Annotated in this window: 14 protein-coding genes; 6 read left to right on the top strand and 8 right to left on the bottom strand. The window is 71.2% G+C overall.

The annotated features are described in order from the left end of the window. Positions 1-66 precede the first annotated feature (66 nt). Positions 67-906 carry a hypothetical protein gene (locus ACWCQS_RS17135; RefSeq protein WP_451005167.1) on the top strand — a complete coding sequence of 280 codons (840 nt, stop codon included), beginning with the start codon at positions 67-69 and terminating at the stop codon, positions 904-906. On the opposite strand, the gene ACWCQS_RS17130 is transcribed toward ACWCQS_RS17135, so the two are convergent. From ACWCQS_RS17130 to ACWCQS_RS17110, 5 genes are all read right to left on the bottom strand, one after another. Next, positions 893-3,133: a HelD family protein gene (locus ACWCQS_RS17130; RefSeq protein ID WP_451005344.1), complete on the bottom strand. Its 2,241-nt coding sequence runs from the start codon at positions 3,131-3,133 to the stop codon at positions 893-895. The two genes, ACWCQS_RS17135 and ACWCQS_RS17130, sit on opposite strands and share 14 nt — an antisense overlap. Positions 3,134-3,295: 162 nt before the next feature. Beyond that, a complete protein-coding gene (gene trxA / locus ACWCQS_RS17125; RefSeq protein WP_451005166.1) occupies positions 3,296-3,628 on the bottom strand; it encodes a thioredoxin in 333 nt (110 codons plus the stop codon). Next, positions 3,625-4,053, bottom strand: a complete 429-nt coding sequence (locus tag ACWCQS_RS17120; RefSeq protein WP_451005165.1) for a MerR family transcriptional regulator — start codon at positions 4,051-4,053, stop codon at positions 3,625-3,627. The genes trxA and ACWCQS_RS17120 overlap by 4 nt, the downstream gene beginning before the upstream one ends. Before the next feature lie 60 nt (positions 4,054-4,113). Then, a complete protein-coding gene (locus ACWCQS_RS17115; protein ID WP_451005164.1) occupies positions 4,114-4,878 on the bottom strand; it encodes a DUF2127 domain-containing protein in 765 nt (254 codons plus the stop codon). 110 nt (positions 4,879-4,988) lie between these two features. Continuing rightward, positions 4,989-6,662, bottom strand: coding sequence for an MFS transporter (locus ACWCQS_RS17110; RefSeq protein ID WP_451005163.1), 1,674 nt, complete (start codon positions 6,660-6,662; stop codon positions 4,989-4,991). 156 nt (positions 6,663-6,818) lie between these two features. Here ACWCQS_RS17110 and ACWCQS_RS17105 point away from each other — a divergent pair, with 156 nt between their 5' ends. After that, positions 6,819-7,457 (top strand): TetR/AcrR family transcriptional regulator, encoded by a 639-nt coding sequence (locus ACWCQS_RS17105; protein WP_451005162.1) that lies wholly within the window; start codon positions 6,819-6,821, stop codon positions 7,455-7,457. A gap of 99 nt (positions 7,458-7,556) precedes the next feature. On the opposite strand, the gene ACWCQS_RS17100 is transcribed toward ACWCQS_RS17105, so the two are convergent. Continuing rightward, positions 7,557-8,936 (bottom strand): cation:dicarboxylate symporter family transporter, encoded by a 1,380-nt coding sequence (locus ACWCQS_RS17100; protein ID WP_451005161.1) that lies wholly within the window; start codon positions 8,934-8,936, stop codon positions 7,557-7,559. 155 nt (positions 8,937-9,091) lie between these two features. Between ACWCQS_RS17100 and ACWCQS_RS17095 the strand changes: the two genes are divergently transcribed. Both ACWCQS_RS17095 and ACWCQS_RS17090 read left to right on the top strand, forming a co-directional pair. Next, positions 9,092-10,723, top strand: coding sequence for a sensor histidine kinase (locus tag ACWCQS_RS17095; protein WP_451005160.1), 1,632 nt, complete (start codon positions 9,092-9,094; stop codon positions 10,721-10,723). Further along, the gene (locus ACWCQS_RS17090) at positions 10,720-11,412 is read left to right on the top strand and encodes a response regulator (RefSeq protein WP_451005159.1); all 693 of its coding nucleotides are present in this window, start codon (positions 10,720-10,722) and stop codon (positions 11,410-11,412) included. Before ACWCQS_RS17095 ends, ACWCQS_RS17090 begins: the two co-directional genes overlap by 4 nt. Positions 11,413-11,541: 129 nt before the next feature. Here the strand turns inward: ACWCQS_RS17090 and ACWCQS_RS17085 are convergent, their stop codons facing one another. Further along, complete coding sequence (locus tag ACWCQS_RS17085; protein WP_451005158.1) at positions 11,542-12,099, bottom strand: hypothetical protein; 558 nt, start codon at positions 12,097-12,099, stop codon at positions 11,542-11,544. Between the two features lie 34 nt (positions 12,100-12,133). On the opposite strand from ACWCQS_RS17085, the gene ACWCQS_RS17080 reads away from it, so the two are divergent. Beyond that, positions 12,134-12,976, top strand: coding sequence for a 5'-methylthioadenosine/S-adenosylhomocysteine nucleosidase family protein (locus tag ACWCQS_RS17080; protein WP_451005157.1), 843 nt, complete (start codon positions 12,134-12,136; stop codon positions 12,974-12,976). A gap of 324 nt (positions 12,977-13,300) precedes the next feature. Further along, positions 13,301-13,990, top strand: coding sequence for a helix-turn-helix domain-containing protein (locus ACWCQS_RS17075; protein ID WP_451005156.1), 690 nt, complete (start codon positions 13,301-13,303; stop codon positions 13,988-13,990). Here the strand turns inward: ACWCQS_RS17075 and ACWCQS_RS17070 are convergent. Then, on the bottom strand, positions 13,987-15,012 hold the full coding sequence (locus tag ACWCQS_RS17070) for an ATP-dependent 6-phosphofructokinase (RefSeq protein ID WP_450981310.1): 1,026 nt from the start codon (positions 15,010-15,012) through the stop codon (positions 13,987-13,989). The two genes, ACWCQS_RS17075 and ACWCQS_RS17070, sit on opposite strands and share 4 nt — an antisense overlap. Positions 15,013-15,183 lie beyond the last annotated feature (171 nt).

Here is a 15,183-nt window from a genome sequence, read left to right as displayed (position 1 = left end):
ATAGTGCCCCCAGGTCAACTCAGGTGCACCACGGGGGGATTGAGGCGCGTGCGACTTTGGAGATCAGTGACCGCTTTGCTGTGCGCCGTGGCCGTCCTGCTGCTGGGCGGCTGCGGCACCCGGGTGGCCGGAGGGGCCTCGCCCGCTCGGACCGGGCCGATCCCGTGGACCACCTTCGGCCCGTCCGGTGTCACCGGTGCCCGGATCGGCGCCGACCACCGCACGCTGAGCCTGGACACGCGCGTGCCCAGCGGAGAGCACCCGTGCGTGCGGGATCTCAAGGCGGTGGACACCGACGCCGAGTACGGCACGGTGCCGGGCACCGTGCATGTGCAGATCACCTTCAGCTCCCCGTCCGGAGACAGGCGTTCCGGGTGCACCAGGGAGAAGACGGCCACGGTCCGGGTACGGCTGCCCAAGCCGCTGGGCGAGCGGGAGCTGGTGGTCGACAACGACATCGTCTTCACCGCCGACGGCGCCAAGCCGCCCACGCTGCGGCTGTGCGGGAAACTCGGCTGCCATCCGCCGGCCACCGGCTGCACCACCGCCTCCTACGAGCAGGCGATGATCGCCGTAGACGCCCCCATGCACTCCTACCGGGACGCCGAGCACTGCGACGGGACGTGGCTGGTGCTCGACTTCTCCTGGCGCACGGGACCGGCGTGCGGCGACGACACCAAGGACCCCGCCTGCACGTCCCGCCTCGGTGACCGCTACTTCTTCCGGGCCGAGCACTCCGGCTGGAAGCCGTTCTTCGAGAGCGCGGCCGGCGGGTGCCGGGCCGTGCAGGGCAGGGAACCGGCCTTCCCGACCGCGCTGTGCGCGTCGCTGGAGCCGCTGTCCTCCTCGCTGCACCCGAGCTACCCGCCGCCGTCGCCCACCGGCGGTTCCGCTAGTCCCCGGTGACGCCCGCGGCCAGCGCCTCGGGCAGCTCGTCCGTGTACAGCACCCCGAGCCGCTGGGTGGCCCGGGTCAGGGCGACGTACAGGTCGCTCGTGCCGTAGCGGGCCGGTTCCACCACCAGGACCGAGTCGAATTCGAGGCCCTTGGCCTGGCGGGGGTCGAGCAGCACGACCGTACGGGTCAGATCGGGCTCGGCGCCCGCCGTGACGCCGTCCAGCCGGCCGGCCAGCGAGCGGTGCAGCTCGCGCGGGGCGATGACGGCGAGGCGGCCCTCGGCCGGGGTGAGTTCGGCGACCGCCTTGGCCACTGCCTCGGGCAGGTCGCCGTCGGCCCGCCGCACCCAGGGCCGTACCCCGGTCGACCGGACCGAGCTCGGCGGCTCGAAGTCCGGGTTCTCGGCGCGGACCACGGCCGCGGCCAGCTCCATGATCTCGGCCGGGGTGCGGTAGTTGACGCCGAGCCGGGTGTGCTCCCAGCGGTCCTCGACATAGGGGGCGAGGATGTCCGCCCAGGAGCCGACACCGGCCGCCTCGGCGGTCTGGGCAGGGTCGCCCACCAGGGTCATCGAGCGGGTCGGGCTGCGCCGCATCAGCAGCCGCCAGGCCATCGGCGACAGCTCCTGCGCCTCGTCCACGATGATGTGCCCGAACGCCCAGGTCCGGTCGGCCGCGGCGCGCTCGGCTGCGCTGCGGTGGTCCGCCTCCTCGTGCCGCTCGGCGAACCGCTCGGCGTCGATGATGTCGTGCGCCGACAGCACCTCCGACCCGTCCGGGTCACCGTCCTCCTTGTCCTCGAACTCGTAGGTCCGGGAGGCGTACGACACGTCCAGCACGCCCTGCGCGTAGGCGATCTGGATCTCTCGTTCGCGCTCGGCACGGGCCCGTGCCGAGCGCTCGTCCTCGCCGAGAAGTTCGGCCGCCTCGTCCAGGAGGGGGACGTCGGCGACGGTCCAGGCGCGGGTCACCGGGCGGCGGATCGCGTCCGCGTCCGCCTGCGGCAGGTAGCCGTCCGGCTCCGCGAGGAAGTCGGCGACGAGCCGCTGCGGGGTGACCCGCGGCCACAGCTGGTCGATCGCGGACCAGACCTCGGGGTTCTCCGCGAGTTCGTCGCGGATCTGGGTGATGTCGGAGGCGTCGAGCAGGCTGCTGCCGTCGTACGGGTCGGTGCCGACGCGTTCGGCGTACAGCTCGGTGAGGGTGTTGAGGATGTGGCCCTCGAAGTACTCGCGGGCCGCGTTGTGCGGCAGCTTGGCGGCACGGGTGCGCTCGCGGGCGACGGAGACCAGCCCGTCGTCGAGCATCAGCACCTCGCGGTCGTGCTCGATCGCGATGACCGGGTCCGGCAGTGCCTGCCGGTCGCGTACGACGGCGGCGAGCACGTCGGCCATGTCGGCGCGGCCCTTCACGGCGGCCGCCTCGGCGGTGTCGGTCGCGGTCGCCTTCACGCCGGGGAACAGCTCGCCGACCGTGGCCAGCAGCACCCCGGTCTCACCGAGGGAGGGCAGCACCTCTCCGATGTAGCCGAGGAAGGCCGGGTTGGGGCCGACGATCAGCACGGCCCGGCGGGCCAGCAGCTCGCGGTACTCGTAGAGGAGGTAGGCGGCGCGGTGCAGGGCGACCGCGGTCTTGCCGGTGCCGGGCCCGCCCTCGACCACCAGCACACCGCGGTACGGAGCCCGGATGATCTCGTCCTGCTCGGCCTGGATGGTCTGCACGATGTCGCTCATGCGGCCGGTGCGCGCCGAGTTCAGCGCGGCCAGCAGCACGGCGTCCCCGTTGTGGTCCTCGTATCCGGTGCGGGTGGCGTCGCCGAGGTCGAGGATCTCGTCGTGCAGGGAGGTCACGGTCCGGCCCTCGGTGCTGATGTGCCGGCGGCGGCGCAGGCCCATCGGGGTGTGACCGGTGGCCAGGTAGAAGGGGCGGGCGACATCGGCCCGCCAGTCGATGAGGACGGGGGTGCGCTCGGCGTCGTCCTCGCGCAGCCCGATCCGGCCGATGTGGTGGGCGGTGCCGTCGGCCAGATCGATCCGGCCGAAGCAGAGCGAGCCGTCCACGGCGTTCAGCGCGGCGAGCAGCCCCGAACGCTCGGCGACCAGGATGTCCCGCTCCAGCCGGGCCTGCATGGGCTTGTCGCCCTGGGCGAGCGCGTCCGCGACCGAGGTCTCGGCGTCGCCGCGCAGCACGTCCACGCGCGCGTACAGTCCGTCGATGAATTCCTGCTCGTGCCGCAATTCATCGTTCGGAAATTCGGTGTTTGACAATTCCGCTCCCGCCCGGATATACTGTGCCCAGTGAACTTCTCCGTGACTCGTCTAAATGAAGTCACGAACCACTGAATATACGCACAGAAATCCCCCGAGCGCAATTGCTCAGGGGATTTTTCGTGGGCGGCTTTACAGTACGTCGGCCAGTTCCTCCAGCAGCCGCCGCTTGGGCCGCGCCCCCACCATGGACCACACCGGCTCACCGTCCCGGAAGACCATCAGGGTCGGCGTGGACAGCACCCCGTAGGCGACCGTCGTCCCCGGATTGCGGTCGACGTCGATCTGTACGATCTTCAGCCGGTCGCCCTCCTCGAAGGCGATGTCCTTCAGCACCGGCGCGAGCTGCCGGCACGGACCGCACCAGTCGGCCGTGAACTGCACCAGCACCGGCAGGTCCGAGCCCCGTACCTCCGTCTCGAAATCCGCGTCCGTCACCTCGGTCAGTCCGCTCACCAAGCTCATCGCGAAAGCCCTCCCAGCTCGCACACGGGCTCCGGGCCACCCGGAACCAGCGCCTCGGCGGCCAGCGCGTCACGGGCCAGCTCGGCCCGCCGCAGCTGCCCGGCGACCGTCTCCCGCACCGCCGACAGCTGCCCGATGAGCGCGTCCAGCTCCGCCAGCTTGCGGCGGTAGACCTGGAGCGAGGCCGGGCAGGAGTCGCCGTCCGGGTGCCCGGCGCGCAGGCACTCCACGAAGGGCCGGGTCTCCTCCAGCTCGAACCCGAAGTCCTGCAGCGTCCGGATCTGCCGGAGCAGCCTGAGGTCGCTCTCGTCGTAGGTGCGGTGTCCCTTGTCGTCGCGCCGGGCGGGCAGCAGCCCCCGTGCCTCGTAGTAGCGCAGGGTGCGGGTGCTGGTCCCGGCCCGTGCGGCCAGCTCGCCGATTCGCATGTCCACGACCGTAGGTGTTGACGTCGGCGTCAAGGCAAGGCCGGGGGCCACGATGCGCCCTCAGACCGTCACCCCCGCCGACTCCTCCACCTCCATCAGGGAGGCGCTGTGCCGCTCCTCCTCGAAGGCCTTGCGGCCGCCGCGCAGGCCGAACAGGCGCTTGGCCAGGGCGATGTAGAGGACCGCGAGGATGTTGAGGACGAGGGTGACGATCTTCAGATAGCTGACCTTCTCGGTGAGCTCGTAGATCTCCAGGGGGAGGAAGGCGGCGGTGGCGACGACCGTCAGATACTCCGCCCAGCGCTTGGCGTACCAGAGGCCGACCGCCTCGACCAGTTCGATCAGGGCGTAGACCAGCAGCAGGGCGGCGACCAGCAGCAGCGTGGAGTGCTTGTAGCCGAAGGCCTTCTGGATGGAGCCGACCACCGGTGAGTGGTCGAGGTCGTAGTGGAAGTGCTTGAAGACCGGGCGGAAGACATCCAGGTTCTGGTTGAAGAGCCGGCGCACCGCGTCCTGGCTGTTGCTGAACTTCCACACCGCGACCGCGACCAGCACGATGAACACCCCGCGCACGGCCCGCTCGATCGAGAGGAAGCGCAGGATGAACAGGTCGCGGAGCACCTTGCCGCGCGGCACCAGCGGGGCGTCCGCGGCCGGTCCCGAGCCGTGCGGCTCACCGAGCACGAAGTCGCCGCAGCGCAGACAGCGCCACACCTCCCCGAGCGCGGTCTCGGCGTGCAGCCGGATCCGCAGCCGGGGGTCGTCGGGCGCGTAGGTCACGTGCCCCTTGCGCGCGCAGGTCCGCCGGTCCCAGTCGATCTTCATGTCCCCCGTGCCTCCATGCAGGTACTGACTCACACGTACTGACGCCGGGCACGAACGTGCCGTTCCGGTCGGTCCGGAGCGGCACGTTAGCGGATGGAGGCGGGAAACCGTCAGTCGGCCGAGCTGTTCACCAGCTCCCTCTCCTCGGTCTTCACCTCCGGCGCGGCGGCTTCACGGCGTGGCAGCAGGACGGCCACGAGGACCGTGCCGATGCCGAGGATCACCGCGCCGACCAGGCTGGTGTGCGCGACGGCGGAGGAGAAGGAGGAGCCGACCGCGTCGGCCATCTGCCGGGCGCCCGCGGCGAGTTCGGTGGCCTGCTGCTTGAGCTGTGCGGCCTGCTGGGGGTCCTTGGCGTGGGCCGCCTGTGCGGCCAGTGCGTGCGCCTTGTCGCCGATTCCCTGGGCGACGGCGTACCCGGCGCCGACCGAGTCCCGCGCGGTGTCCAGGGCGCTCGCGGGGAGCTTGCTGCCCGCGCCGGCGTCGCGGAGGTGGTTGCCGTACGACGTGGCGAGCAGCGAGCCGAGGATGGCGATGCCGAGGGAGCCGCCGAGCTCCAGCGAGGTGTCGTTGACCGCGCCGCCGACGCCCAGTTCGGACTCGGGGAAGGCGCCCATGATCGCGTCGGTGCAGGGCGAGAGGGCGAGGCCGATGGCGAGGCCGAGGATGATCAGGGGGGCCAGGAAGTCGGCGTACGTCGAGGCCGCGTCGACCCGGGTCAGCAGCGCAAGGGCCGTCGTACCGCCGACCATGCCCGCCGTGACGGTCCACTTCATGCCGACGCGCGGGGTGAGCCAGCCGGTCAGCGCCGAGCCGATGAAGACCGCACCGGCCAGCGGCAGCATGCGTACGCCGGTCTGCAGGGCGTCGTAGCCGAGGACGAACTGCAGATGCTGGGTGAGGTAGTAGAAGGCGCCGAAGACGGCGAGGAAGAACAGGGCGACGGCCAGGTTGGAGCCGGCGAAGCGGCGGGTGGTGAAGCGGCGCACGTCGAGGATCGGGCGGGGGTGGCGCAGCTCCCAGGCGACGAAGGCGACCAGGCCGATGCCCGCGATCACCGCCGCCGTGACGGCCTTGACGCCCCAGCCGAAGTGCGGGCCCTCGATGATCATGTAGACCAGCGAGCCGGTCCAGATCACCGACAGCAGGCCGCCGACGTAGTCGATGCGGTCGTGGTGACCGGCCTTGGAGGGCGGGACCAGGACGAAGGCGGCGACGATCGCCACGGCCGCGATGGGCACGTTGATCAGGAAGGTCGAGGACCAGCCGTGGTCGCGCAGCAGGGCGCCGGCGACGACCGGTCCGGCGGCGATGGCGAGGCCTGCCGTCGCCGTCCACAGGGTGATCGCCTTGGCCCGCTCGCCCCGCGGGAAGGTCGCGGCGAGCAGGGAGAGCGTGGCGGGCATGATCAGCGCCGCCCCGACGCCCATCACGGCACGGGCCGCGATGACGGTCGCCGCGCTGTCGGCGAGGTACCCGAAGACCGCGCCGCCGCCGAAGACGACGAGGCCGAGGACGAGCGCGCCGCGCCGGCTGTACTTGTCGCCGATGGCGCCGAGCAGCAGCATCAGCGCGGCGTAGGGGACGGTGTAGCCGTCGATCACCCACTGCAGGTCGGCGCTGGTCAGCCCGAGATCCTTCGTCATGTCGGGCGCGGCGACCGTGAGGGCGGTGTTCGCCATCACGATGATCAGCAGGCTCAGGCAGAGCACGAGCAGTGCCCACCAGCGCCGGGCGTAGGGGCGCTCCATCTTCTCGACCGGTTCGGTCATGACGAGTCGCATGTCAGGGGTCGCCTTCCTCGGGTGTGCGACGAGTACGTGGTGCACGGCATGTATTTGCACATCGTCGTGCAATTGCACAACCATGTGCAATGTACGTCGTTGCACAGCACTGTGCAAGTCAAGTGAGGGGCAGAGGGAAGGCGGAGGGAAGGCAGAATGACGGCCATGACCACGGGTAACACCAGCCGCGCCGACGCCAACCGGCGCCGCATCCTCGACGTCGCCCTCGCCGAACTGCTGCGCGATCCCGACGCCTCCATGGACCAGATCGCGCGCGCCGCGGGAGTCGTACGACGGACGGTGTACGGCCATTTCCCCAGCCGCGAGGCGCTGATCAGCACCCTGGTCGACGGGGCCGTGGCGGCGCTGGCGGACGCGGACGCCCGCGCCCGTGACGGGGTGACCGACCCGGCGGAGTCGGTGGCCCGCTCGGTGCTCGCCATCGGGGAGATCGCCGACCGCTACCGGCTGCTGATCGCCCTGGCCCAGCGCACGGTCACCGTCCAGGGCATCCGCGAACGCCTCGCCCCGCTGCGCGAGGGCAAGGTCCGACTGCTCCAACAGGGCCTGGATCAGGGCGTGTTCAGCTCACCCCTGCCGGCGCCGGCGCTGGCGTACGTGCACGAGCAGGTGATCATGGCGGTGATGGAGGCGGTGAACGACGGCCTGCTGACAGCACAGGAGGCGGGCCGCTCGGCCACGGTCACGGTGCTGACCGCGGCGGGCGTACCCGCCTCGACGGCCACCGAGCTGGTGGCCAAGGTGAGTGAGGAACGAGAGAAGCCGGGCGGCTGAGGCACGGGGGAGCCCCAGCCGCCCGGCGGTGGTTCCCGGATGCCCGGCCCGGGTTCAGGCGGGGCCGGGCATCCGGAGTTCCTTCCGGGTGATCACGGATCAGGCCTTGGCCAGCTCCCCCTCGCGAGGCTCCGGAAGCCCGGCGGCCGAGCCCTGGCCCTCGTCCATCAGCGTGGTCTCGTCGAACGGCAGCTCACCCGCGAGCACCTGCCGCACCCGCTCCTTGTCGATCTCCTTCGTCCACGTGCCCACCAGCACGGTGGCGACCGCGTTGCCCGCGAAGTTCGTCAGCGCACGGGCCTCGCTCATGAACCGGTCGATACCGACGATCAGCCCGACCCCGTCGACCAGGGCGGGCTTGTGCGACTGCAGACCGCCGGCCAGCGTGGCGAGACCGGCGCCGCTGACGCCCGCCGCGCCCTTGGAGGCCAGCAGCAGGAAGAGCAGCAGCGGGATCTGCTCACCGACGGACATCGGCGTGCCCAGGGCGTCCGCGATGTACAGCGACGCCATGGTCATGTAGATCATCGTGCCGTCGAGGTTGAAGGAGTAACCGGTCGGCACGGTGATACCGACGACGGGCTTGCTGACGCCCAGGTGCTCCATCTTGGCGATCAGCCGCGGCAGCGCGGACTCGGAGGACGAGGTGGACAGGATCAGCAGGAACTCCCGCCCCAGGTACTTGAAGAGGGAGAAGACGTTCAGGCCCGCGACGGCCCGGAGGATCGCGCCGAGCACCACGAAGACGAACAGCACACAGGTGACGTAGAACCCGAGCATCAGCACGGCGAGGCTCTTCAGCGCGTCCAGTCCGGCCGAACCGGTGACGGCCGCGATCGCGCCGAACGCGCCGATCGGCGCGGCCCACATGACCATCGACAGGATGCGGAAGACCAGCCGCTGGATGTGCTCGATGCCGCGCAGCACCGGCTGCCCGACCGAGCCCATGGCCTGCAGCGCGAACCCGGCGAGCAGGGCCACCAGCAGCGTCTGCAGGACCTGGCCCTCGGTGAAGGCCGAGACGAACGTGGTCGGGATGATCGACAGCACGAAGTCGACCGGCGGCAGCGCGTCCGGGGACACCTGGGCGTGCCCGGTCTGCCTGATCGCGTTCGTCAGGTGCAGCCCGTCACCGGGGTGCAGCACATTGCCGACGACGAGCCCGATGGCGAGCGCGACGAGGGACATCACGAGGAAGTAGCCGAGGGCGATACCGCCGACGGCGCCGACCTTGGCGGCCTTCCGTACGGACCCGATCCCGAGCACGATCGTGCAGAAGATGATCGGCGAGATCATCATCTTGATCAGGTTCACGAAGCCGGTACCGAGCGGCTTCAGCTGGACCGCGGCGTCGGGCCAGATGAGGCCCACGGCGATGCCGAGCGCGACCGCCACGATGACGGCGATGTACAGATAGTGGGTCCGGTCCCGCTTCACGCGGGGTGCGGCAGGTGCCGTATCGGGGGTTATGGCGGCCACGACTGCCCTCCTTGACGTCTTCGTCGGCGAACAACCGGCGTGCGGCTCACGTCCGGGCGTTGTTTGGGGAACGCCGTGACTATCTCCCGACCTGTGAGGGCGGTCACCCTTCCGTTCATTTAGTTCACGCTTAACCGGAGAGGCACACTGCTGACATGCACCTCCCGTCCCTCCCCCGACCTCGCAGCCTCGCCGGCCAGCTGTTCGCCGTGCAGGCCGTGCTGATAGCGGTGGTCGTGGCCGGGTACGCGCTGTTCACCTACGTAAGCGACCGGCGGCAGGCCGAGGACGCGGCGGTCCGCCAGGTCACCGCGGTGGCCCGCTCGATAGCGGACGCCCCCTCGGTCCGCTCGGCGATCCACACCTCCCACCCCACGAGGGACCTGGAGCCGTACGCGCTCATGGTCATGCGGGACGCGGACGTCGACTTCGTCACGATCATGAACCCGGCGGGCATCCGCTGGACCCACCCCGACCGGAAACAGATCGGCAAACGCTTCCTCGGCCGTATCGACCCCGCCCTGCACGGCCACACCTTCACCGAGACCTACACCGGCACCCTCGGCCCCTCCGTGCGCGCGGTGACCCCGGTCGAGGAGAACGGCCGCGTCATCGGCCTGGTCAGCGCCGGCATCAAGGTCGAGGCGATCAGCGCCCGGGTCCAGGGGCAGGTCACGGCGCTGCTCGGCTTCGCGGGGGCCACCCTGCTGCTCGGCGCGGTCGGCACGTATGTGATCAACGCGCGCCTGCGCCGTCACACCCACGGCATGAACGCCACCGAGCTGAGCCGGATGCACGACTACCACCAGGCGGCGCTGCACGCGGTCCGCGAGGGCCTGCTGATGCTGGACGGGCAGTACAGGGTGGCGCTGATCAACGACGGCGGACGGGAGCTGCTGGGCCTGGGCGCTCCGGACACGGAGCTGATCGGCAGCTCGGTGGCCGACCTGGGCCTGCCGGCCCCGCTGACCGGCGCGCTGCTGTCCTCCGAGCCCCGGGTGGACGAGGTGCACCTGACGGCGTCCCGGGTGCTGGTGGTGAACACCTCCCCGGTGTCGGGCGGGGAGCGCCGCGGCACGGTCGTCACCCTGCGCGATGTCACCGAACTCCAGTCGCTGATGGGCGAGTTGGACTCGGAGCGGGGCTTCACCCAAGCGCTGCGCTCGCAGGCGCACGAAGCCGCCAACCGCCTGCACACGGTGGTGTCGCTGATCGAGCTGGGCCGGGCCGAGGAGGCGGTGGAGTTCGCCACGGCGGAACTGGAGCTGGCCCAGGCACTCACCGACCAGGTGGTCTCGGCGGTCGGCGAACCGGTGCTCGCCGCCCTGCTGCTCGGCAAGACGGCACAGGCCAACGAGCGGGGCGTGGAGCTGGTGGTGTCGGAGGACAGCCGCCTGGACGACGGCCTGCTCCCGGACGACCTGCCCGCCCGTGACCTGGTCACCATCCTCGGCAACCTGATCGACAACGCGGTGGACGCGGCGCAGGGCAGCGTCCGGGCGCGGGTGACGGTGACGGCGTACGCCTCGGACAACGAGGTGGTCCTCAGGGTGTCCGACACGGGCCCCGGGGTCGACCCGGACCATGCCGACCTGGTATTCCAGCGGGGGTTCTCGACGAAGCCGGCCGGGCCCGGCGGACGGGGCCTCGGGCTGGCCCTGGTCCGGCAGGCGGTGACCCGCCACGAGGGCACGTTGACGGTGGCGGAGTCCGACGAGGATGGCGAGGGCGGAGCGGTGTTCGAGGTCCGGTTGCCGCTGCGCACCCCCACGGGTGGCAGCAGATGACGAACGAGCAGCAGCCCATCCGCGTCCTGGTCGTCGAGGACGACCCGGTGGCCGCCGACGCGCATGTGATGTACGTCGGCCGGGTGCCGGGATTCGTCGCGGTCGGCAAGGCGCACACGGGCGCGGAGGCGCGGCGCTTCCTCGACCGCACGCCCGTGGACCTGCTCCTCCTGGACCTGCATCTGCCGGATGTGCACGGCCTGCAGCTGGCCCGCTCCCTGCGCGCGGCCGGGCATCACGCGGATGTGATAGCGGTGACGTCGGCGCGGGACCTGGCGGTGGTGCGGGAGGGCGTCTCGCTGGGCGTCGTCCAGTACGTCCTGAAGCCCTTCACCTTCGCCACACTCCGGGACCGCCTGGTCCGATACGCCGAGTTCCGTGCGGCGGTGGGCGAGGCGAGCGGCCAGGACGAGGTCGACCGGGCCCTGGCCGCCCTCCGCGCGCCGTCGCCCGCCGCACTGCCCAAGGGCTTGAGCGGGCCGACGCTGGAGCGGGTGACGGGGGCACTGCGGGAGGCTTCCGAGGGGCTGACCGCGGCCGGCGTGGCCGAGGCGGTGGGTATCTCACGGATCACGGCCCGGCGGTATCTGGAACACCTGGTGGAAGCGGGGCGGGCGGGCCGGAGTCCGTTGTACGGGCAGGTGGGGAGGCCGGAGTTGGTTTATCGGTGGGTGCCTCAGGGGCGGTGAGGGCCTCGGCCCGGGCGAGGGCTTGCGCGGCTTCGGGCGCGTCGGCCCGGGCCGGCGCCTGCTGCCTGTACTCCGCCTCGCCGATGACGGGCCCGCGGAAGTTCCCGCCCCGGAAGTCGACGTGATCGCTCACCCGGAGGTACTCCCCACTCCGAACGGAACGGCGTACTGGACGATGCACACCCCCAGCCCCACGACCGCGACCGCCTCCAGCATGGACAGGACCACCAGCCCGGCCGAGGCATCACCGCCCGCCCAGTACACGACGAGCGCGCTCAGCGGCACGACGCAGAAGGCGAGGAGGTCCACCACGCACTGCGCGACCTTCCGGGAGACCCGCCCCGGGTCCGTGCGGTGCGCGACCTCCCACGCGAAGACCTCGCCGCCCTCGGCCTGAGCCGTCGCGGCGAGCCGGGGCCCCAACTCGCCCCGCACATAGGCCCCGATCGCCGAGATCTTCTGGTCGTTCACGAGATAGGTCCACCCGAGCACCACGCACACCGGCGGCAGCGCCAGCAGCATCGCCGGCTGCTTGGCCTGGGCGGCGGCGGCGATCACGGCGGCCACCACGGTGAGAGTGACGTACAGCAGATTGTCCCGGAACCCGATCCGGGTCTTCTGCTCGTCCTTGATCGTCTGGTACTCGGCGAGCAGCAACTGGCCCACCGTGACGTCCCGTTCAGCCACGTGCACCCCCTTCCCCAGGCATTACCTTAAGGGTGTGCCGGAGACGAAGCCCACTGTTCTGGTCCTGACCGCACTGGCGCTGGAGTACGCCGCCGTGCGCGCCCACATCAAGGGACGAAAGGACCGGCCCCACCCCGGCAACGGAACCTTCGTGGAGGTGGGGCATCTGCCCGGCACACCCTGGCAGGTGGCCGCCGCCGAGCTGGGCGAGGGCGCCAGGAACACTGCCGCGCTCACCGCGTCGCTCATCGGCTGGCTGCGCCCCGAAGCCGTCCTGTTCGTCGGCGTGGCGGGCAGCCTGAAGGAGGACATCGCTCTCGGGGACGTCGTCGTCGGCACGAAGGTGTACGGCATCCACGGCGGCAAGCAGACAACGGACGGCCTGCTGATCCGCCCCGAGGCCTGGCATGGCTCCCACGCGCTGCTCTCGGCGGCCCGTGCCGCGGTGCGGGACCTACCCGACGTACGGGCGCACTTCAAGCCGATCGCCACGGCGGACGTCGTCCTCGCCGACGCCGAGTCCGAGATCGCCCGGCATGTCCGGGAGCACTACAACGACGCCGCCGCGTTCGAGATGGAGGGCGCGGGAGCGGCCCACGCCGCCCATCTGGAGGGCCGGCAGGCGCTGGTCGTCCGGGGCATCAGCGACCAGGCGAACGCCGCGAAGGCGGTGGCCGACGCCGGTGGCTCGCAGGAACGGGCGGCTACGCAGGCGGCGGCCGTTGCGGTGGCGGTGCTGCACAAGTACCGGCCGCGGGGCGGGGGTTCCTCCGACTCCGAGGAGGGCCCCCAAGCGCGCGGCACGGGCGACCACATCGACTTCCGGGGCGGCACTTTCTACGCGCCGGTCATCGGTAAGCAGGCCGGAGACCGGTAGGGGCGCCCTCCACGGACCGGTCCCCCGCGCGAGCACCACCCTGCCGCCCCGCCCCCTGGGTTTCACCGGCCGGTCGGCGGAGCTGGACCGCCTGCTCCCACACCTCGCACCCGCCGAGGACGACACGACCGCGCTCCCGCTCCTCGTCCTGGTGGCGCGCAGACTGGGCGGCGGTTTCGCGCGGGGCCGGGCGGTCAAGGGCTGAGCCGGAAGGGTGTTCCGTCCGTTACCTACCGAACGGCCGGAACTGTACGTTCCGACAATCCGTGATCCTGGCCGAACAGACCGTAGCCCTCGCTTCACAGCGGCCCTAGCTTGTGCGAGGTGCGCCAACCCTCAGCTCCCCCCTTCAACGCCCCCGCGGCCCGCCGGCTGCGCGCCGCGCTCGGCATGGGCCCCGAGCACGTCGCCTATGGCTTGCGGGCCTCGTACGGACTGCCGTACGTCACTCCCGATCTGGTGATCGCGTGGGAACGCGGCGCCGCCGCACCCAGCCACCCGGAACTCACCGCGCTGGCCGGCGTGCTGTGGTGTTCCCCTGGCGAACTCCTCGGCCGGCCGCAGACTCTGCGCGAGCACCGCATCGCCCGCGCCGTCGCGCCCGAGGACGTCGCCCGTGCCGTGGACATGGACCTGCGCACCTATCTGCACATGGAGGAGGGCGGGCAGTGGCGGGGCAACGAGCGCCAGTCGGCCGCACTCGCCCGGGTGCTGGATCTCGGCCTGCCCGACTTCGTCGCCGTCACCGGCCGCGAGGCGAAACTCGCCGAGCTGCTGCACAGCGCGGTGACCACCCGCTGGCAGGCCTATGTGCGGCCGGTGGCGAAGCTGGCACCCGTGGACCGGACCGTCCTCGAAGGCGTACTGCAGGAACTGCACGAGGACTACCAGGGCCACATGGCCGCCACCCTGAGCTGGGGAGGAGGCAGCACAAGCGCCAGCGAGTCCGGCCGGGACTTCCTCGACCGGATCGTGGAGAACTTCTGGACGGCGGTGGAGAAACAGACCGCCTAGAAAACCGACTCCGCCTCGTCCATGCGGTCCTTGGGCACCGTCTTCAGCTCGGTGACCGCCTCCGCGAGCGGCACCATCACGATGTCGGTGCCGCGCAGCGCGGTCATCCGGCCGAACTCGCCGCGGTGCGCGGCCTCGACGGCGTGCCAGCCGAAGCGGGTGGCGAGGACCCGGTCGTAGGCGGTGGGGACGCCGCCGCGCTGGACGTGGCCGAGGATGACCGGCTTGGCCTCCTTGCCGAGGCGCCGCTCCAGCTCGTACGCCAGCGCGGTGCCGATGCCCTGGAAGCGCTCGTGGCCGTACTGGTCGATCTCGCCCTTGCCGTAGTCCATGGTGCCCTCGGCGGGGTGTGCGCCCTCCGCGACGCAGATGACGGCGAACTTCTTGCCGCGGTCGAAGCGCTCCTCGACCATCTTGACCAGGTCGGCGGGGTCGAAGGGGCGCTCGGGCAGGCAGATGCCGTGGGCGCCGGCGGCCATGCCGGACTCCAGGGCGATCCAGCCCGCGTGCCGGCCCATGACCTCGACGACCATCACGCGCTGGTGGGACTCGGCCGTGGTCTTCAGGCGGTCCATCGCCTCCGTGGCGACCCCGACGGCCGTGTCGAAGCCGAAGGTGCGGTCGGTGGAGGAGATGTCGTTGTCGATGGTCTTGGGGACGCCGACGACCGGGAGGCCCGCGTCGGAGAGCATGCGGGCCGCGGTCAGCGTGCCCTCGCCGCCGATCGGGATCAGCGCGTCGATGCCGAACTCCTCGACCATGTCGGCGGCGCCTTCGCAGGCCTCGCGCAGCCGGTCGCGCTCGAGGCGGGAGGAGCCGAGGATGGTGCCGCCGCGGGCCAGGATGCCGCTGACGCCGTCCAGGTCCAGGGTGCGGTAGTGCCGGTCGAGCAGACCCCGGTAGCCGTCCTCGAAGCCGATGACCTCGTCGCCGTACTGCGCAACCGCCCGGTGCACGACCGACCGGATCACGGCGTTCAGGCCGGGGCAGTCGCCGCCTGCGGTGAGAACTCCGATGCGCATCGTGCTGTGTCTCCTGCTCGCTGTCGTTACCGGTGAGCCAGTGTCGATTGTTTCACGTCCACCGGGACAGCGAGTCACTTGACGGGCGCCTTATCCGGGGCCAGGGGTATTGTCAAGAGGGTTCTGCTCACCTTGGTGGGCGATTTTTATGCCGAAGATTCGACATTCAAG

Source organism: Streptomyces sp. NPDC002076, from assembly GCF_053593835.1.
Note: the sequence above shows the minus strand (reverse complement) of the source record. Positions and strands in the feature narration are given on the sequence as shown.